Genomic DNA, 18,832 nt, shown 5'->3' with positions numbered 1-18,832 from the left:
GCCGAGACAGCATAGTTTTCCCGAGACCCCACGATATTCACGCGATTCTCGTGGGGTCTCGGGAAAACTATGGCCTCTCGGCGACAGCAGGAAGCGGGGGCGACGGCTGAGGCAACGGGGCAGATGAACGGAGGAGCGGAAGGGCAGACGAGCGCGGAGGTGAGACGGAGGCCGGGGCTGAGCCCCGCTCGGGATGCCGAACGCCGCCGCTATCGGCCGTCCCGGAGCGGGATCGGCACCTTGAACGATCGCAGCATCCTGGCGAAGTGCTCAAGGGTGCCCGCATCGCGCGATCCCCAGTGGATCATGCGATCGCCGGTGGTGCCCGAGATCCAGTTGTCGCGACGCTTCTCCCTGAGGACCCTCTCCGCGGGCGTCATACCCCCGAGCATCTTCGGGTCGGAGTACTTCGCGTCCCCGTCGGCCTCGCCGAGGATCCCGAGCCCCAGCAGCTTGAAATCCGCGTAGTAGAAACCGCCGTTCGGCGCGGGGACGGATACCTGCAGATCGACGGGTATGTGCAGACGGTGGAAGTGCAACCGGCTGACGCTTTCGAGCGTCGAGTCCGCACGAGGGTCGGCGAACTCGACGACCCTGCGGAGCAAGCGGATGCCCCGTGCGCCGGCGGATGCCCTCGCCCGCTCGCGCATCTCCTCCCGCCAATCGCGCCACAGCCCAGCGTCGACGTCGCGCTCCCGTCGGGCGCGGAGGCGCAGAGCGGCATCCGCGCATCCCAGAGTCATCTCCTCGGTTGCGATGCGTGACAGATCGGCGATGGTGCGCTCGGCGCTGGTGCAGTGAATCCCTACGATGTGCCCGGTATCGGCGGTGGGAACAGTGAGCCTGTGGCGAGCCACGAGGCCGCTGCGGGTGGTGCTCGTCGTCGAGACGGTGTGCACCGGTTCGTCGCGCAGGCCCCACAGGGGCAGGCCGTGCAGCACCGCGGCCGAGTGGTGCGAGAACAGCGGCGGCTCGATCGCATTTCGGTGCGCGGCCATCACCTTCGCGAGGTGACGGCCCTCCGGGAACCACGTGTTCCAGGTCTCGCGCTCCACGAACCACCCGTGCGCCACGCGCAGCAGGGATCCTGCGCGCAGCCGTCCCTCGAGCTCGCGGGAAGTGGCGCCGTGTCCTCGCAGATCCGCCACGCTGAGCAGAGCGTCGGCGACGCATCGGATGCGCTCGGGGATGTCCATGGCTCGAGTCTGCGGGATCCCGGGTGCGGTGCGCGGCGTGCGCGGTGGATCTGTGGATAGGTGGTGAGTGAGTGCGGGTTGTGAGCGAAGGGCCGGAGGGGGCTTCGGCGGTTGCGCGGCGCCCTGTCGGGGCCGAGCGCGCTCGGGACGCCACGATTCTCCCGAGGCGCCACGAAAATTACGTGAATAGCATGGCGTCTCGGGAGAATCATGGCGTCCCGGCGGGAGGGAGAGGGGGAGCGGGAGGGGAAGGAGGGAGAGGGGGGGCGGGAGCAGGAGGGGAAGGAGGGAGGGCGGGAGCAGGAGGGGAACCGAGGGCAGGAGGGCCGGGAAAAGTTTCTTGACATTGAAGTAAATTAATTTACTCTAGAGTAAAAGAACTTGCCCGCGCGACCGACCGCGCGGAGAAACCGGAGCGGACATGGCCGTCGACACCCTCTTCACCGGCGGAAGGATCCGCACCTTCGATCCCGAGCAGCCCTGGGCGGAGGCTGTCGGCGTCACGGACGGCCGCATCGGCTACGTGGGCAGCGCCGCAGACGCGCCCGCGGCCCGAAGCACCGTGCAGCTCGAGGGCCGCCTCGTCACGCCCGGCGTCGCCGACACGCACAACCACCTGCTGCTCGGCTTCGACGACCTCGCCGTGAGCCTCGACCAGGTGACCAGCCTCGACATCGTGCGATCCCGCATCGCCGAGTTCGCCGAGACCCACCCCGGGCTCGAGTGGATCTGCGCCGAGAACGCGCTCTACTCCGTGGTCGAGGGCAGGCGGCCCAACGCCGACGACCTCGTGGGCGTCACCGACAAGCCGGTCTTCATCACCACCTACGATCAGCACTCCGTGTGGCTCAACCGGCCGGCGCTCGCCAAGCTCGGCATTCTGAACGGCGGCGACATCGCCTGGGGCAACCCCGAGATCGACGCGACCACCGGCGAGCCCACCGGCTGGATCACCGACTTCTACACGAGCGCCATGACCATCGACGGCCTCGCCGAGCTGCAGCGCGACATTCCCATGTACTCGCCCGACCGCCGATACGGCAAGATCGTGAACAGCCTCGACATGGCGGCCCGCTTCGGCATCACGACGGTGGTCGAGCCGCAGGTGCCGCTCGCCGAACTCGACCTCTTCGCCCGCGCCGAGCGCGAGGGCCGCCTGACGAGCCGCACCATCGCCGCGATCTACCACCCGGTCGGCGCCGACGGCGACTTCCGCGCCCGCATCACCGAGGCGATCCGCGAGACCCCGCAGCACGAGCGCTTCAGGCTCGGCCCGGTCAAGCTCTACGCCGACGACGTCATCGAGCCGCACACCGCTGCGATGCTCGAGGACTACGCCAACCGGCCCGGGCACCGAGGCCACACGAGCCTCGAGCCCACCGAGTTCACGAAGCTCTTCGCCGAGCTCGACCGTCTCGGCTACCAGGTGCACACGCACGCGACGGGAGACTGGGGGATCCGCCTCACGCTCGACGCGATCGAGGCCGCGCAGCGCGCGAACGGCCGCGCCGACACCCGCCACGGCATCGTGCACGTCGAGTGCCTCGCCCCCGAGGATCTGCCCCGCTTCCGCGAGCTCGGCGTCGTCGCCGCCATGCAGCCGCGCCACGCCTCGCCCGACCTCGTCGCCGGCACCTGGATGGAGAACGTGGGCGAGGCCCGCTGGGACCGCGCCTGGCGCTTCCGCTCCATGATCGACTCGGGCGCGCGCGTCACCTTCTCGAGCGACTGGCAGGTCGGCGAGATGGACCCGCTCGTCGGCGTCTACAGCGCCATGACCCGCGCGGGCCTCGACGGCTCGCAGGCCTGGACCCGGGACGAGCGCGTCGGCCTCGATGCCGCGCTCGAGGCGTACACCAGGGGCGGGGCGGAGGCGTTCCACCGGGAGAACGCGCTCGGCATGCTCAAGGAGGGCTACCTCGCCGATCTCGTGGTCTGGTCGGGCGATCTCTACGGCATGGAGCCCGCCGAGATCCTCGAGCAGCGCGCCGATCTGACCGTGGTCGGGGGCCGCGCGATCCACGACGTCCGCGGCGAGATGGGCGGATCACCCGCGGCCGCGAACGCGCAGGATCCGGCCGGCACGGGCCAGAGCTGCGGCGATCCCGATCCCGGCCGCCACAGCCACGCCCACGCAGAGTAAGGATCCTCCCAGATGTCAACGTTGCCGTCCCACACCGGAGTCGCCGCGGGCGACGACCAGATCGCGCACCTCGTCACCGGCGAGGCCGGCGGGCTCAAGCCAACGCTGAAGCTGCGCCACCTGGTCTTCATCGGCCTCGCCTACATGGCGCCCGTGGCCGTGTTCGACCTCTTCGGCATCGTCTCCGAGGAGACCGACGGGCACGTGCCGCTCGCCTACCTCGTGGTGATGATCGCGGTGCTGTTCACGGCGTTCAGCTACTCGCGCATGGTGCGGTTCTTCCCGATCGCGGGATCCGCCTACACCTACGCCAAGGAGGCGATCAACGCGCACCTCGGCTTCCTCGTGGGCTGGGCCACGGCGCTCGACTACATCCTGCTGCCGATGGTCAACGCGATCCTCTCGGGCATCTACATGGGGGCGATCTTCCCCGGCGTGCCGTTCTGGGTGTGGGTCGCGCTGACCGTGATCATCTGCACCGGTCTCAACCTCGTGGGCGTGAAGCTCTCCGCGAACCTGAACATGGCGTTCGTCGTGATCCAGCTGATCGTGGCCGTCGTCTTCGTGGTGCTCACGATCGCGAACATCGCGAACGGCGCGAACGGGGCCGAGTTCGGCTTCCGGCCGTTCTACTCGGGCGACATCCAGATGGTCTCCATCACCGCCGGGGCGGCGCTGCTCGCGCTCTCCTTCCTCGGCTTCGACGCGGTTTCGACGCTCGCCGAGGAGGCCGAACGGCCCACCCGGGACATTCCGCGCGCCATCTTCATCATCGTGCTCGTGGCCGGTGCGTTCTTCCTCACGGTCTCGTACGTGATGCAGTCGCTCTTCCCCGACGTGTCGCTGCTCGAGGACGTCGTGGGGGCGTCGCCCGAGATCGCGAAGTACATCGGCGGCGCCGCGTTCCAGGCCGTGTTCGTGGGCGGTTACATGATGGCCGTGCTCGCCTGCGGCATCACGCAGCAGATGAGCGCCGCCCGGCTGCTCTACGCGATGGGGCGCGACGGCGCGCTGCCCCGAAGGCTGTTCGGTCGGGTGAACCCGCGCACGGGCGTGCCCGTGGCCAACGTGCTGCTGGTGGCCCTGGTCGCGCTCACCGCGACCTTCGTCGACATCGACCAGGCGACGGCGATGGCGAACTTCGGCGCGTTCCTCGCATTCACCTTCGTGAACCTGTCGGTGATCTTCATGTTCTTCCGCTTCCTGAAGCGGCGCACGGCCGGGGCGTGGCTCTCGTTCGTGCTCGTCCCGGCCGTGGGCGTGTCCATCAACGCGTGGCTGTGGCTCAACCTCGACGGTCTCTCCAAGGTCATCGGCGGCGTCTGGCTCGCGGCCGGCCTCGTGTTCCTGATCGTGAAGACCCGCGGCTTGCGCGCGCCCGCGCCCGACCTCACGGGTCCCATCAACATCGGCATGTACGAGTAGCCGTCGAGCGTTCGCGCGTTTTCGGGGCTCCGTCCGTCGAGGAATCCCGGGAACGCACGAGCGGCGTACGGGACCGCCCGGTCAGCCGGCGTAGGTGTCGACCGCGAGGATCTTCACCGAGATCCGGTTGCCGTTGGGCGCCGCGTAGTTCGTCTCGTCGCCCACGCCCAAGCCCAGAATCGCCACGCCCAGCGGGCTTTCGGCGCTGTAGACGTCGAGATCGCTGCCGTCGGCGAGTTCCCGATTGCCCAGCAGGAAGCGCTCCTCATCGCCGAAGATCTCGGCGGTGACGACGGTGCCGATCTCGACGATGCCGCTGGCTTGCGGGGCGTCGCCCACGAAAGCGTGCTTCAGCAGCTCGTCGAGGTCGCGAATGCGCGCCTCCATCTTGCCCTGCTCGTCCTTCGCCGCGTGATAGCCGCCGTTCTCCTTGAGGTCGCCCTCCTCGCGGGCCGCCTCGATGCGTGCCGCGATCTCCTTGCGGCCCGCGCCCGTGAGATGGTCCAGTTCGGCCTTGAGACGGTCGTGGGCTTCCTGCGTCAACCAGGTCTGCGTGGGCTCGGCCATGATCGATCCTCGTTTCGTGTGCGCGGAGTGACTTCGTGTGCGCGGTGCTCGACGTGGGCGGGATCGCGTGTCTGCATCGCGGCGCGGGATAAACACAGCGCCCCGATCGAATCAGGGCGCGGCTTCCAGGATACCACTGGAGTTCGGCCTGTCGGGCGGCGCTGCGCCGCGTCCGCCGGCGACGGGGATCCGAGCCTACTCCAGCACCCAGCACTCCCGAACCGACGCCGCGGTGGCGGGGTTCGTCGTGACGAGACCCGTGGTGATGGTGTAGGAGCGCTTCTCGCTCACGGGCAGTTCCACGACCTTCCAGCCGACCGTGGACTTCACGCTGTTGAGCGCCTCGACGGCGCAGGCGACGGGGGTGCTCGCCGGAGCGCTCACCTCGAATTTCACGTCGAGCGTCAGGTCGCTCTGCTTGGTGAAGCCGATGTCCTGCCAGGAGACGCGGTTCGCCGTCTGCCAGCCGCTGAACAGCAGGAAGCACACGCCGGCCGCCACCAGCAGCGCCGCGACCGCCCAGGCGAAGCGCCGATCGAGGCGCCGCCTGCGGCCCGCACCGTAGCGCTCCTCGAGCGACTGACCGGGCGCGGGCGCCGATCCGGGTCCGGAATCGACCGCGGCCGTCTGGGACACGGGAACCTCCGATCCGCGCTGGGTAAACTGGATGACTGTTGCCAGAGTACCGGGAGGCTCCCGAGAGGTACGTGAGAGGACGCGCATGACGCTCAGGTTGATCGCGGTGCACGCGCACCCCGACGATGAGTCCAGCAAGGGCGCCGCGACCTACGCGCACTATCTCGACCAGGGCGTCGAGGTGCTGATCGTGAGCTGCACGGGCGGCGAGCGGGGCGACGTGCTCAACGAGCTCGTGGCGCGCGATCCGAAGAGTCGCCGGGATCTCGCCGGTCTGCGCCGCGAGGAGATGACCCGGGCGCGCGACGTCATCGGCTTCGAGCACCGCTGGCTCGGCTACCAGGACTCGGGCCTGCCCGACGAGGGCGACCCGGTGCCCCGGGGATCCTTCGCCGATATCCCCGTCGAGGTCGCCGCCGAAGCGCTCGTGCGCGTGGTGCGCGAGTTCCGCCCCCACGTCATGGTCACTTACAACGAACAGGGCGGCTACCCGCACCCCGACCACATCCGCTGCCACGAGGTCAGCCGCGTTGCCTGGGAGCGCTCGGGCGATCCCGGGGCCTACCCCGATGCGGGGGAGCCCTGGTCCGTCAAGAAGCTCTACTACGAGGAGATCTTCAACGCGGAGCGGCTCACCACCGTCTACCAGTGGCTGCTCGACCACGAGCCGGATTCGCCCCTCGTCGGCCAGCTCGCCGAGCTGCGCGAGTGGATGAGCCGTCGTGAGTACCGGGGCACCGCGAAGATCGAGGTCGGCCGCTTCTTCGAGCGCCGCGACGAGGCGCTGCGCGCGCACGCGAGCCAGGTGCCGCCCGACAGCCCGTTCTTCTTCTGGCCGAACGAGCTGCAGCGCGAGGCGTGGCCGTTCGAGGACTACCGGCTCGCGGCGTCGCGGGTGGCGACGAGCGAGTTCGAGGCCGATCTGTTTCAGGGAATCGAGGAGGAGCGCGCGTGAACGTGCTGAACATCGCGGTGCGAGTCGCGGAGAAGACGAAGTTCGACCCCAACACCGTGACGCCGGGGGTCGCGGGATTTGTCTTCACGGCGATCCTCGCGGCGGGCATCATCGTGCTCGGCTTCCTGCTGGTGCGCCGCCTGCGCCGCAGCGCCTACCGCGCCGAGGCGCGCGCGCGGATCGCGGACGAGCTCGCGGGCGGGCGAAGCGCGACGGACGAGCCGGGCGAGGAGCCCGATTCCTCGCCCAGCCCCGATTCGCCCGCCCGCCCCGACGCGCGGGACTGAGCCCTTGAGCGGCCGCGACCGGGGCGACGACCCAGGCCCCGGCGGGCCCGACCTCGACGGGGCCTACGGCGATGAGCGGTGGCCGGGCGAGGCGTGGGGCGCTCCCGCGCCCGAGGGCTGGGGGGATCGCGGTGCCTTCGGGGCGGGGATCGTGCGCCCGGGCGCCGGCCCGGGGGCCGGGAGCGGCGGATCCGCGGATCCCGCGCCTGCGCCGCCGGCCGCCCGCTCCCACGCGGGCGAGGAGCCGCTCGCGGTGCTCTCGGAGGTCTTCGGCTACGACTCCTTCCGCGGCGAGCAGGAGGCTATCGTCCGCCGGGTGATCGACGGCGGCGACGCGGTCGTGCTCATGCCGACGGGCGGCGGCAAGTCGATCTGCTACCAGATCCCGTCGCTCGTTCGCGAGGGCACGGGGGTGGTGCTGTCGCCCCTCGTCGCGCTCATGCACGACCAGGTCGCGGCGCTGCGGCTGGCGGGGGTGCGGGCCGCGGCGCTCAACTCCGCGATGCCGGTGGAGGATCGGCGCGCGATCGAGCAGGCGTACCGCGACGGCCTGCTCGACGTGCTGTACCTCGCGCCCGAGCGGCTCGCGGCTCCCGGCACCGTCGAGCTGCTGAGCCGGGGCCGCATCGCGCTCTTCGCGATCGACGAGGCGCACTGCGTGTCGCAGTGGGGGCACGACTTCCGCCCCGACTACCTGCGCCTGGGCGCCCTGGCCGAGCGGTGGCCCGACGTGCCCCGCGTCGCGCTCACCGCCACGGCGACCCCCGAGACGCACCGCGAGATCACCGAGCGGCTGCACCTGGACGGCGCCCGGCACTTCGTGTCGAGCTTCGACCGGCCGAACATCCGCTACCGCATCGTCTCGAAGCAGAACGTGCGCTCGCAGCTCGTCTCCTTCATCCGCGGGGAGCACGCGGGCGAGGCGGGCATCGTCTACGCGCTGAGCCGCAAGCGCGTGGAGCAGACCGCGGCCGCACTGCGCGAGGCCGGGATCGACGCGGTCGCCTACCACGCCGGGATGCCCGCCTCGGAGCGGCTCGAGGCGCAGACCCGATTCCTGAGCGAGGACGGCGTGGTGGTGGTCGCCACGATCGCGTTCGGCATGGGGATCGACAAGCCCGACGTGCGCTTCGTCGCCCACATCGACCTGCCCAAGTCGGTCGAGGGCTACTACCAGGAGACCGGCCGCGCCGGCCGCGACGGCCTGCCCTCCGAGGCCTGGCTGGCCTACGGCCTGCAGGACGTGGTGCAGCAGCGGCAGATGATCGAGACGGGCGACGGCGACGCCGCGACGAGGGCCAATCAGACCCGTCATCTCAATCAGATGCTCGCGCTGTGCGAGGGCGTGGAGTGCCGTCGGGCCTTCCTGCTGCGCTATTTCGGTCAGCAGGCGCCCGCGTCGTGCGGCAACTGCGACGTCTGCCTCGACCCGCCGAAACTCTGGGACGCCACGGTCCCGGCCCAGATGCTGCTCTCGACCGTGATCCGCACGCAGAAGGAGCGCCGCCGCACCTACGCCGCGGGCCAGCACATCGACGTGCTGCGCGGCGTCGGCTCGGAGCGCGTCACGCAGATGCGGCTCGACGGGCTCTCGACCTGGGGCATCGGCAAGGAGTGGTCGGTGGCGCAGTGGCGGGGGCTGGTGCGGCACCTGCTGGCGGTCGGCCTGCTCGAGGCGCGCGGCGAGTGGGGGGTGCTCGCGCCCACGGAGGCCGCGAAGCCCGTGCTGCGCGGCGAGGAGCCGGTGATGATGCGCGAGGAGATCGTGTCGCGCGCGGGCCGCGGCGGGGGTCGCTCGGGCGGTTCGGGATCCGGAGCCGCGAAGCGCTCGGCCGCAGCCGCCGACCTGTCGCCCGAGCAGGCGGAGGTCTTCGAGCGGCTGCGCGCCTGGCGCGCCGAGGAAGCCCGCAGGCAGGGCGTGCCGGGGTACGTGGTGTTCGGCGACGCGACGCTCGCCGCACTCGCCGCGCACCGGCCGGCGGACGACGAGGAGATGCTCGCGATCTCGGGCATCGGCGCCGTCAAGCTCGAACGCTACGGCGCGGCCGTGCTCGAGGTGCTCGCGCGGGGTTGAGGCTCTGCGGCGCGGCGCGGGGGCGCGCGGCGCGGGGGCGCGCGGGGCGGGGGCGCGCCGGGCGCGGCGGTTCGGGTCAGGCGGCCGAGTGCTTCGCGCTGCCGGCGCCCGCCCACTCCCGCAGCACGTTCTCCCAGGGGGTCGGCTCGAGGCCGGACTCGACGGTGAGGCGGCCGGGACGCAGCTCGCTCGGCGCGTTCCAGAGGTAGCGCTGGCGGAAGAGCTCGCGCGTGGCGGGAGAGACCGACGCGCCCAGCGCGAGCGCGGCGCTCGGGATCCGGCCCACCCCGGCGGGGGCGCGGCCGACGGCGGCAGCGGCGTCGACCGCCATGCGGCGCTGCGATCTCGCGGGGGCGGTGGGGGCGACGAGAACCGCTCCGCCGGGCTCGGCGAGCGGAACCGCGGCCGCCATCGCCCGGGCGAGGTCGGGCAGGTAGGTGACGGCGTGCGGGGCGTCGGGATCGCCCATCACCAGGGCCCGGCGGCCGGCCGCGGCGGGTCTCAGCACGGTCGCCAGGATCACCGAGGCCTTGGGGCGCGCCGTCGGCCCCACCAGGTCGGAGGCGACGATCGACGCGGTGCGGGCCGCGTGGGCGGCGCGGGCCGCCAGCAGCCGCGCGCGCACGCGGCCCAGCGGCGAGACGGGCGCGATCGGGGTCTCCTCGTCGAGATCGCGCGCTCCGCGGCCGAAGGCATAGACCGACTCGGGGAACACGACGGGGATGCCGAGCCCGGCCGCGACGTCCATCACCGCGGTCTCGCGCTGCGGCAGCTCGCGGCTCCAGGCGCCGGCCGAGTATGCGGCGTGGATGCAGTGGAAGATCGCCGCGGCGCCCGCGGCCGCCGAGCGGAGCGCGTCCCAGTCTCCCGCGTCGCCGCTGCGCACCGCGGCTCCCGGTACCGCGCCGGCTCCGCCGCGCAGTACGGTGACGCCGTGGCCGGCCGCCGTGAGATCCGCGGCGAGCTGGGTGCCGATCTGCCCGGCGCCGGTGATGAGGTAGCGCATGGGTGCTCCTTTTGTGATCAGTGCTCTCTATTTCGCCACTCACAATACCGATACGGGCTCGCAAAAACAAGAGCAGTGATCACTGAATTGCGCGGAGCACTCCTCGATGACAGACTGTCGGCATGGAACGCCCTCGTCGCACCCACGCCGAGGCGCGAGCGCAGATGCGCGAGGGGATCCTGCGCCTCGGCAACGAGCAGCTCGCGCAGGTGGGCGCGGCCGCCCTGTCCGTCCGTGAGATCGCGCGGGGGCTCGGCGTCGCATCGTCGGCGATCTACCGCCACGTGGCCAACCGAGACGAACTGCTGACCCTGCTGCTCGTCGACGCGTACGGCGACCTCGCCGACGCGGCGCTGTTCGGCGACGACCCCGGGGCCCCGCCGGCGGAGCGCCTCGCTGCGCTGGCGCGGGGCGCGCGCGACTGGGCGGTCGCGAACCCCGCGCGCTGGGCGCTCGCCTACGGATCGCCCGTGCCCGGCTACGCCGCGCCCGCCGAGCGGACCACCGCTCCCGGCACCCGGGTCATGGCGGCCTTCCTCGCGATCCTCGCCCTGGGCGATGCGCCGGATGGGCCTCGCGGATCCCGCCCCGTCTCCGAGGGTCTCGCCGCCGAGCTCGCCTCCGGCGCCGAGGAGCTCGGCGTGCGGGCGGATCCCGGTCTCGCCGCAGCGGCGGTCGAGGCCTGGACCGGCCTCATCGGCCTGATCAGCGCCGAGGTGTTCGGGCAGCTCGGCCCCGACCTCGCCGAGCACGGCGCCGAGCTGCTCGAGCGGTGGACGGCCGAGACGGCGCGCCGCTTCGGGCTCGCCGGATCCTGAACCGCGGCACCGCCTACCGCAGATACACCGGATCCAGCGCCACGAGCAGCGCCGCGGTCCAGTGGCACAGGAACGCGAGCACGGTCAGCGCGTGGAAGATCTCGTGGAAGCCGAACACGCCCGGCACGGGGTTCGGGCGCTTGATCCCGTACACGATCGAGCCGAGCGTGTAGAGCAGCCCGCCCGCGATCACGAGCACCATGGCCCCGAGATTCGCGGCGGCGATGTCGGCGAGGTACATGACCGCCGCCCACCCCAGCAGCAGGTACAGCGGCACGTAGAGCCAGCGCGGCGCCCCGATCCAGAATACGCGGAAGCCGATCCCGAGCAGCGCGCCCGCCCACACGAGCACGAGCAGCAGGATGCCCTTCCCCGGAGGCAGTGCGAGCAGCGCGACGGGGGTGTAGGTGCCGGCGATGAGCAGGAAGATGTTGGCGTGGTCGAGGCGCCGGAAGACCTGTCTGGTGCGCGGCTTCCAGTTGAAGCGGTGGTAGAGGGCGGAGACGCCGAAGAGCAGCAGGCTCGAGAGCATGAACACCGCCGACGCCCACTTGGCGACCGGCCCCCGCGCGAGCGAGATCAGCACGATGCCGACCGCGATCGCGGCGGGGAAGGTGCCGGCGTGGATCCAGCCGCGCCAGCGGGGTTTCGGCTCCGTCGACGCGGCCGATTCGGCGCGCGGCTGGTCGTCGGGGTGGTCGAGGGCGTCCTCGAGAAGCGGCAGCGAGAGGCCGTCGGGATCGGGGAAGCGGCGTTCGGCGCGAGGGGTTTCGGGGACGCCGTTCGTGCTCATGCTACGAGTGTATGTTCCGTACAGTTCTGCGGGGGCATGCATGTGGGGGATCTCCAGCGAGAATTCCCGGCTGCTCCGGTCGTCGCCCCGCCCTAGCGATACACTCGTGAGAGTGAACGCCCAGCCCACGCCGCCGCGCGCCGGTCTGCTCTACCGGCTCTACCAGCGGCGCCTGCGCCGGGAGATCGACCCGTCGAGCGTGCCGGGCCACATCGCGGTGATCGTCGACGGCAACCGGCGCTGGGCCAGGCAGCGGCTCCAGGAGCGGGCGGCGTACGGGCACCGCGCCGGTGCGCAGAAGGTGCTGGAGTTCATCGGCTGGTGCGAGGAAGCCGGCGTCGGCACGGTCACGCTGTACCTGCTCTCGGCCGACAATCTGCGGGCGCGGGACCGGCAGGAGCTCGAGGATCTCTTCGGGATCATCGGCGGCCTCGCCGGGCAGCTCGCGAAGAATCCGCGCTGGCGCGTGAAGCACGTGGGGTCGTGCGACGGGCTGTCGGAGGCGCTCGCGGCGGCGCTCGCCGCGGCCGAGGCCGAAACGGCCGAGCACGACGGGCTGCACATCAATCTCGCCGTCGGCTACGGCGGCCGCAGCGAGATCACCGCGGCGATGCGCAGCGTCATCGCGGAGCACCAGGCCGAGGGCGGAACGATCGACACGCTCGCCGACCGGCTCACCCCGGAGGTCATCGGCGAGCACCTGTGGACGCGCGGGCAGGCGGATCCCGACCTGATCATCCGCACCTCGGGGGAGCAGCGGCTCTCCGACTTCATGATCTGGCAGTCGGCGCACTCGGAGTTCTACTTCGTCGAGGCGCTCTACCCCGACCTGCGCGAGGTCGACCTGCTGCGCGCCCTGCGCGACTACTCCTCGCGCCAGCGGCGGATGGGGGGCTGAGCATGACGCGAGACACGAGCCTGCCCGACCTGAGCGGGCAGCGGGTGCTGGTGACGGGGGCGTCGGGCGGCATCGGAGCCGGCATCGCGCGGCGGTTCGCCGCCGCCGGGGCACGGACGGCGGTGCACTACCGGGGGGCCTCGTCGGCGTCGATCGACGCGGCGTTCGCGCTGGTCGAGGAGCTGCGGGACCGCGGTGCGCGCGCGGTCGCGGTGCGCGCCGACCTCGCGGAGCCGGGCGCGGCGGTCAGGCTGGTCGTCGAGGCCGTGCGCGCGCTCGGCGGGCTCGACGGGCTCGTCAACAACGCCGGAATCCAGCCGCTCGCCCCGCTCGCCGAGACCTCGCGCGAGGAGTGGGACGAGGTGCTCGGCACCAACCTCGGCGCGGTGTTCGAGCTGTCGCGCGAGGCCGCCGCGGCGATGGGGGCGGGCACCGCGGGCTCGGGATCCCGAACCTCGCCCGGTCCGCGGTCGAGCCGCTGGATCACGCACATCGCCTCGATCGAGGCCAGCCGCCCGGCCCCGGCCCACGCGCACTACGCCGTCGCGAAGGCTGGGCTGGTGATGCACGCCCGGGCGGCGGCGCTGGAGCTCGGCCCGGCGGGGATCCGGGTCAACACGGTGTCTCCCGGGCTCGTGGCCCGGCCCGGCCTCGCCGAGGCCTGGCCCGAGGGCGTCGAGAGCTGGATCGCGCACGCTCCGCTCGGTCGGCTCGCGACGGCGGACGACGTCGGAGACGCCTGCGTGCTGCTCGCCTCGCCCGCCGCGTCGTTCATCACGGGTCAGGATCTGGCCGTCGACGGCGGCATGCTCGCCACCCCCGGCTGGTAGGCCGGGCGGGGCCCGACGGGAATGTCCGGGGCGGGCGATACAGTGGCCTGGACGACGAAGGAGGCACCATGGGCGAGACCGTACTGCGGGCCGACGCGATGCTGACGCCCGAGGGGGTGGTGGTCGGCGCCGAGCTGGCCTTCGACGGCAGCGGACGCATCACCTACGCGGGATCCGCGCGCCCGAGCGCCCCCGGGGACCCGGATCGCGAGACGCGCGACCTCTCCGGTCACGTGCTCATGCCGGGACTCGTGAACGGGCACACCCACTCCGCGATGACGCTGCTGCGCGGCGTCTCCGACGACGAGGGCTTCATGCCGTGGCTCGCCGCAGTGCAGGCGCTCGAGCAGCACCTCACCCACGAGGACGTGGCGACGGGGTTGCAGCTGGCGATGGTCGAGATGATCGAGACCGGAACCGTTGCCTTCGCCGACATGTACCACTGGGACGAGCGGCTCATCGAGCTCGTGCGCGCGGCCGGCATGCGGGCGATGGTCGCGCTCGCCTCGTTCGCGCCCGATTCCGTCGGCTTCCCGGGCGTCTCGTCGTGGACCGGGGCCGAGGCCGTCGAGCAGACCGAGGCGCTCGCCGAGCGGTACGCCGGCGACCGGCAGATCCGCGTCGCCTACGGCCCGCACGCCCCCTACACCTGCCCGCCCGAGTTCCTGCGCGACATCGCCGCGCGGGCGATCGAGTGCGGGATCCCGATCCACACCCACGTCTCCGAGTCGGCGGCGGAGGTCGAGCAGATCCGGGAGCGCTACGGAACGACCCCCGGCGAGCATCTCGCCTCGCTGGGCCTCTTCGACGCCGAGGTGCTCGCCGCGCACTGCGTGCACCTGACCGAGGGCGAGATCGGGCTGTTCGCCCGCACCGGCACCGCCGTGAGCCACAACCCGGTCTCCAACCTCAAGCTCGGCTGCGGCATCGCGCCTCTGCCGGAGTGGCGGGAGGCGGGGCTGCGCGTCTCGCTCGGCACCGATTCCGTGGCGAGCAACAACACGCTCGACCTCTTCGAGGAGATCAAGACGGCGACGATCCTGCACCGCGGCGCGCGGCAGGACGCCGCGATCGTGCGCGCCTCCGACGTGCTCGACATCGCGACCCGGGGCGGCGCCGAGGCGATCGGCTTTCGCGAGACCGGGGCGCTCGAGGCGGGTCGCCTCGCCGACGTGATCGCGCTCGACGTGACGGGATCCACCGCGACCCCTCTCGACCTCTCGGCGCAGCCGCGCGCCCTCGTCTCCCACCTCGGCTTCGCCGCCACCGGGGCCGACGTGCGGCACGTGTTCATCGGCGGGCGGCACGTCTACGCCGACGGCGAGCACCTGACGCTCGACGCGGGGGCGATCCGCGCCCGCGCGGCGCGGGCCCGCAAACGGCTGGCCGCCGCGGGTTCGTGAGCGGCTTGCCGGCACCGGGCGCATCATCCGCGGAACAGGCGGCCGATCCGCCGCCGAACCGCATACCTCGCGCGGATCGCAGCCCCTCTGCGGCGCACACGGACCACACGAACGAAAGGCACCCCGCATGGCACCCGTCAGACTTCCCGCCGACGCCGAGCTCCCGCTGCTGCGAGCCCGGGTCTCCGATCTCGCCGACCGCGCGCTCGTGGTCGGCGATCCGGCCCGCGCGGCCCGCGTCGCCGAGCGCCTCGACGACGCGCGGCAGCTCGCCGCCAACCGCGAGTACCACCTCTACGCCGGCAGCCACCGGGGCGTACCCGTCACGGTGGCCTCGCACGGCGTCGGGGCCGCTGGCGCGGCCGTCTGCTTCGAGGAGCTCGCGCGCGGGGGAGCGACCCGCATCATCCGCTCGGGCACCGCGGGCGGCATGCAGCCGAACGTGGTCGACGGCGCGATCGTCGTGGCGACGGGCGCCGTGCGCGCCGACGGGGTGAGCCACCAGCTCGTGCCCACCGAGTTCCCGGCGCTCGCCACCCCCGAGCTGGTCATCGCGCTCAAGGGCGCGGCGGCCGGGACCGGCCTCGACGTGCACAGCGGCATCGTGGTGACGGGCGACATGTTCTACCCGGGCGACGTGATCACGGGCGTCGACCTGCGCATGTGGCAGCGGGCGGGCGCCGTCGCGGTCGAGATGGAGGCCGCCGCGCTGTTCGTCATCGCATCGCTGCACGGCATCGAGTCGGCGGCGGTGTTCGCGATCGACGGCAACCCGCTCGCCGCGCAGGACGAGTCGATGGACGGCTACGATCCCTACCGCGAGATCGTGACGCGGGCGGTCGACGGCGCGCTCGCCGCCGCGCTCGACGTGCTGGTCGCGTAGGGTGGGCGGAGCCTGCGGTTCCCGGAATCCGGTTCGCCGCCTCGCCGTGTGAGGCGTTCCCGCTGTGAGAGTTTCGACCCGGATTCGGCCCGGCGGTCGGCCCGCGCCGCCCGCCGCCCCCTACGCGATGCGCGAGCGCTCGAACGCGTCGAGGCTGATGCCCTGATCCAGCACCCGCTTGGCCCACTCCTTCGCGGAGTGCAGGCTGTGGTCGCGGTAGTTGCCGCAGCTCACCGCCTCGGTGCCGGGCACGTCCTCCCAGGTGACGCGCTCGACCAGGTCCTCGAGCGAGCTCTTGATGGCCGCCGCGACGGTCTCGGTCGAGGGCTCGCCCCACGCGATCAGGTGGAAGCCCGTGCGGCAGCCGAACGGCGAGATGTCGATGAGGCCATCGAAGCGGGTGCGCAGCAGCGCCGCGAGCGTGTGCTCGATGGTGTGCAGGCCCGCGGTCGGGATCTCGCCCTCGTTGGGCTGCACGAGCCGCACGTCGAAGTTGGAGATGGCGTCGCCCCTCGGGCCGCGTTCCACGCCGATCAGCCGCACATACGGGGCCAGCACTCTCGTGTGATCCAGGGAGAAGCTCTCGACCTCGGCCAGTTCGACATCGCTCATGCGGCCAGTGTAGCGAGCGACGCGGCGCTCGCCCCGAGTGCGACTCCCCGTTACGGGCGCCCGCGGGGTACGCGTGCCGCGGCCGCGCCCTGAAGCGGGAACCGGAGCCCCGATCGGCCGCCTCCCCAGTGGGAGAGCGACCGATCGGGGCTCCGGTCGAGGGGCGCCGCGGGCCTGCGGCGTCCGGTCACGCGGCCCTCGCGAACTCCTTGCGGGTGAACGCGATCCGCGCCCGGGAGGGGGCCGCGGGATCCTCGGCGACGCGCACGTCCCAGCCGGCTCGTCCGAGCCGCTCCAGGTCGTCCCTGGCCTCAGCCAGGCTGTCGGTCTCCACGAGGTACAGCGTGCGACCGGACGATCGGTACACGGAGCGGTGCTGCGCCCAGTCGGGCACGAGCATCTCGCGGCCGTCGCCGAGGGAGTGATAAGGGGTGCGCAGGGCGCGCGCCCGGTGCTGGTCGGTGAATGCGGTGATGCGGTGTTCCATGTTCGAGTCCTCTCTGGCGCGCACCACCGTGGTGCGCGATCGGTGAAATGCACGGCGGCAAGCCAAGGAAGGCCTGTGGAAGAGGCCATCGCCGTGCTGCTGAGCTTCGCGTGATGCGCGGAGTTGAGAAGTCGACGCCCTGGATCTGCTCCATGTGGCGGAAACGCGTGCTGTTCGCAAGCTCAGCTTGACAGTATAGAACGAATCTTCGAGAAGCGCTAGTGTTGATGCGGATCAGGATCGATGGCGCGGAGCGCCGCAGGGAGAAGCCGATGACAGAGCCCCGCACGCTGCTCGTGTTCGCGCACCGCGACGAGGCCTCGGCCTTCGCGGATGTTCCCCATCTCGTCACGGGAGTCGGCAAGGTGAACGCGGCGGTGTCGCTCGCGGATGCGCTCGCCGCGGGGGACTTCGGCCGGGTGGTGGTGCTGGGCACCGCCGGCGTCGTGAGCGACGGCGAGGAGCGTCCGCACCTCGACGAGGTCTACCAGATCGTCGGCGTGGTGCAGCACGACTTCTCCCTGCCGTCGCCCGAGCTGCGGCCACGGGGCGAGGCGATCCTGCCCCCCGAATCGACCGCGGTGCTGGCCACCGGCGACGCGTTCGTGAGGGACGACGCGCAGCGGGCCCGGATCGCGGGGCTCGGCACCTCCCTCGTCGACATGGAGGCCTACGCGTACGCGAGCGTCTGCGAGCGCTTCGACGTGCCGCTGCAGCTGTTCAAGATCCCCTCCGACTTCGCCGACAGCTCGACGACCGACGAGGAGTGGGACGCGATCGTGTTCCGCAAGAGCGAGCAGCTGCGCGAGTTCTGGCGGGCGCGGCTGGACAGGGCGGAGCCGGGGCCGCCGGGGCCGCCGAGGCCGCCGGAGGGGGACCGCGCGTGAGTTCGAGCTTCTTCGCACTCTTCGATGACATCGCGGTGCTGGCCAAGGCGGCGGCCGCGTCGATCGACGACGTGGCCGCCGGAGCCGCGAAGGCGTCGGCGAAGGCCGCGGGCGTGGTGATCGACGACGCCGCGGTGACGCCGCAGTACGTGCGGGGCATCAACCCCAAGCGGGAGCTGCCGGTGATCTGGCGCATCGCCCGGGGGTCGCTGATCAACAAGGCGGTCATCACCGCGGCGATCATGCTGCTGAGCGCGTGGGCGCCGTGGGTGTTCCCCTGGATGCTGCTGATCGGGGGCACCTACCTCGTCTACGAGGGCGCCGAGAAGGCGTGGCGCTGGATCGGCTCGCTGCGGGGCGAGGAGCGGGAGAGCACGGTCGAGGAAGTGCTCGAGCGCCCCGCCGTGGACGAGCGGCAGATCGTCGGCAGCGCGGTGCGCACCGACCTCGTGCTCTCGGCCGAGATCATGCTCATCTCTCTGGCGAACATCGACACCGACGGCTGGGGGATGCGGCTCATGATCCTCGTCGCCGTCGGCCTGTCGATGACCGTCGCCGTGTACGGGGCCGTGGCTCTGCTGGTGAAGATGGACGACGCGGGGCTGTGGCTGATGCGGCGAGGATCCGGGCCGACGCGCCGCTTCGGCCAGCTGCTCGTGCGGGCGATGCCCGCGGTGTTCCGCACGATCAGCGCGGTCGGCGTGGTCGCGATGCTGTGGGTGGGCGGCCACCTGCTGATCGTGAACCTGTCCGAGGTCGGCTGGCACGCGCCCTACGGTCTTCTCACCGGCGTCACGGAGGCGGTGCGCGCACCCGGCTTCGCGACCTGGCTGATCGACAGTGCGCTCTCGGCCGTGTTCGGGCTGGCGTGGGGGGCCGTGGCGGTCGCGGCGGTGGCGCTCGGCCGGAGGCTGGCGGGGCGAGAGTAGCGG

General features: G+C 71.9%; 19 protein-coding genes. 12 read left to right on the top strand and 7 right to left on the bottom strand.

The window, feature by feature from the left end; genetic code table 11:
• Positions 1-209: 209 nt before the first annotated feature.
• Positions 210-1,196 (bottom strand): hypothetical protein, encoded by a 987-nt coding sequence (locus D1J51_RS02555; RefSeq protein ID WP_119073613.1) that lies wholly within the window; start codon positions 1,194-1,196, stop codon positions 210-212.
• A gap of 421 nt (positions 1,197-1,617) precedes the next feature.
• Here D1J51_RS02555 and D1J51_RS02550 point away from each other — a divergent pair, with 421 nt between their 5' ends.
• Together D1J51_RS02550 and D1J51_RS02545 are read left to right on the top strand one after the other, a co-directional pair.
• Positions 1,618-3,339: an amidohydrolase gene (locus tag D1J51_RS02550; protein WP_119073612.1), complete on the top strand. Its 1,722-nt coding sequence runs from the start codon at positions 1,618-1,620 to the stop codon at positions 3,337-3,339.
• A gap of 12 nt (positions 3,340-3,351) precedes the next feature.
• Positions 3,352-4,764, top strand: a complete 1,413-nt coding sequence (locus tag D1J51_RS02545) for an APC family permease (protein ID WP_119073611.1) — start codon at positions 3,352-3,354, stop codon at positions 4,762-4,764.
• A gap of 81 nt (positions 4,765-4,845) precedes the next feature.
• Here D1J51_RS02545 and greA read toward each other — a convergent pair whose 3' ends face one another.
• Both greA and D1J51_RS02535 read right to left on the bottom strand, forming a co-directional pair.
• Positions 4,846-5,331, bottom strand: coding sequence for a transcription elongation factor GreA (gene greA, locus D1J51_RS02540; RefSeq protein WP_119073610.1), 486 nt, complete (start codon positions 5,329-5,331; stop codon positions 4,846-4,848).
• Positions 5,332-5,526: 195 nt separating this feature from the next.
• Entirely contained in the window at positions 5,527-5,967 is a 441-nt protein-coding gene (locus tag D1J51_RS02535; RefSeq protein WP_240422815.1) for a DUF4307 domain-containing protein, read from the bottom strand.
• 85 nt (positions 5,968-6,052) lie between these two features.
• Here D1J51_RS02535 and mca point away from each other — a divergent pair, with 85 nt between their 5' ends.
• From mca to recQ, 3 genes are read left to right on the top strand one after another with little or no spacing between them, the layout of a single operon-like run.
• Positions 6,053-6,922 carry a mycothiol conjugate amidase Mca gene (gene mca / locus D1J51_RS02530; protein ID WP_119073608.1) on the top strand — a complete coding sequence of 290 codons (870 nt, stop codon included), beginning with the start codon at positions 6,053-6,055 and terminating at the stop codon, positions 6,920-6,922.
• The gene (locus D1J51_RS17800; RefSeq protein WP_162903624.1) at positions 6,919-7,209 is read left to right on the top strand and encodes a hypothetical protein; all 291 of its coding nucleotides are present in this window, start codon (positions 6,919-6,921) and stop codon (positions 7,207-7,209) included. Before mca ends, D1J51_RS17800 begins: the two co-directional genes overlap by 4 nt.
• Before the next feature lie 4 nt (positions 7,210-7,213).
• Positions 7,214-9,283 (top strand): DNA helicase RecQ, encoded by a 2,070-nt coding sequence (gene recQ, locus D1J51_RS02525; RefSeq protein ID WP_205547664.1) that lies wholly within the window; start codon positions 7,214-7,216, stop codon positions 9,281-9,283.
• A gap of 76 nt (positions 9,284-9,359) precedes the next feature.
• Here the strand turns inward: recQ and D1J51_RS02520 are convergent, their stop codons facing one another.
• On the bottom strand, positions 9,360-10,289 hold the full coding sequence (locus D1J51_RS02520; protein ID WP_119073607.1) for an NAD-dependent epimerase/dehydratase family protein: 930 nt from the start codon (positions 10,287-10,289) through the stop codon (positions 9,360-9,362).
• 122 nt (positions 10,290-10,411) lie between these two features.
• Here D1J51_RS02520 and D1J51_RS02515 point away from each other — a divergent pair, with 122 nt between their 5' ends.
• Entirely contained in the window at positions 10,412-11,107 is a 696-nt protein-coding gene (locus D1J51_RS02515) for a TetR/AcrR family transcriptional regulator (RefSeq protein ID WP_119073606.1), read from the top strand.
• 13 nt (positions 11,108-11,120) lie between these two features.
• Here the strand turns inward: D1J51_RS02515 and D1J51_RS02510 are convergent, their stop codons facing one another.
• Positions 11,121-11,900 (bottom strand): PAQR family membrane homeostasis protein TrhA, encoded by a 780-nt coding sequence (locus D1J51_RS02510; protein WP_119073605.1) that lies wholly within the window; start codon positions 11,898-11,900, stop codon positions 11,121-11,123.
• A gap of 112 nt (positions 11,901-12,012) precedes the next feature.
• On the opposite strand from D1J51_RS02510, the gene D1J51_RS02505 reads away from it, so the two are divergent.
• The 4 genes from D1J51_RS02505 (at position 12,013) to D1J51_RS02490 (ending at position 15,914) form a co-directional block, all read left to right on the top strand.
• Positions 12,013-12,798 carry an isoprenyl transferase gene (locus D1J51_RS02505; protein ID WP_240422813.1) on the top strand — a complete coding sequence of 262 codons (786 nt, stop codon included), beginning with the start codon at positions 12,013-12,015 and terminating at the stop codon, positions 12,796-12,798.
• Between the two features lie 2 nt (positions 12,799-12,800).
• Positions 12,801-13,628, top strand: coding sequence for an SDR family NAD(P)-dependent oxidoreductase (locus tag D1J51_RS02500; protein ID WP_119073603.1), 828 nt, complete (start codon positions 12,801-12,803; stop codon positions 13,626-13,628).
• A 68-nt stretch (positions 13,629-13,696) separates the two neighbouring features.
• The gene (locus D1J51_RS02495) at positions 13,697-15,031 is read left to right on the top strand and encodes an amidohydrolase (RefSeq protein WP_119073602.1); all 1,335 of its coding nucleotides are present in this window, start codon (positions 13,697-13,699) and stop codon (positions 15,029-15,031) included.
• Positions 15,032-15,158: 127 nt separating this feature from the next.
• Entirely contained in the window at positions 15,159-15,914 is a 756-nt protein-coding gene (locus D1J51_RS02490; protein WP_119073601.1) for a nucleoside phosphorylase, read from the top strand.
• A gap of 120 nt (positions 15,915-16,034) precedes the next feature.
• Here the strand turns inward: D1J51_RS02490 and D1J51_RS02485 are convergent, their stop codons facing one another.
• Entirely contained in the window at positions 16,035-16,526 is a 492-nt protein-coding gene (locus tag D1J51_RS02485; protein ID WP_205547663.1) for an S-ribosylhomocysteine lyase, read from the bottom strand.
• A 187-nt stretch (positions 16,527-16,713) separates the two neighbouring features.
• A complete protein-coding gene (locus tag D1J51_RS02480) occupies positions 16,714-17,013 on the bottom strand; it encodes a hypothetical protein (RefSeq protein ID WP_119073840.1) in 300 nt (99 codons plus the stop codon).
• Positions 17,014-17,285: 272 nt separating this feature from the next.
• Between D1J51_RS02480 and D1J51_RS02475 the strand changes: the two genes are divergently transcribed.
• Positions 17,286-17,900: a phosphorylase family protein gene (locus tag D1J51_RS02475; protein WP_119073839.1), complete on the top strand. Its 615-nt coding sequence runs from the start codon at positions 17,286-17,288 to the stop codon at positions 17,898-17,900.
• Positions 17,897-18,829 carry a DUF808 domain-containing protein gene (locus D1J51_RS02470; protein WP_119073600.1) on the top strand — a complete coding sequence of 311 codons (933 nt, stop codon included), beginning with the start codon at positions 17,897-17,899 and terminating at the stop codon, positions 18,827-18,829. The genes D1J51_RS02475 and D1J51_RS02470 overlap by 4 nt, the downstream gene beginning before the upstream one ends.
• Positions 18,830-18,832 lie beyond the last annotated feature (3 nt).

This window comes from Leucobacter sp. wl10 (assembly GCF_003569785.1).
Lineage (GTDB): Bacteria > Actinomycetota > Actinomycetes > Actinomycetales > Microbacteriaceae > Leucobacter.
Note: the sequence above shows the minus strand (reverse complement) of the source record. Positions and strands in the feature narration are given on the sequence as shown.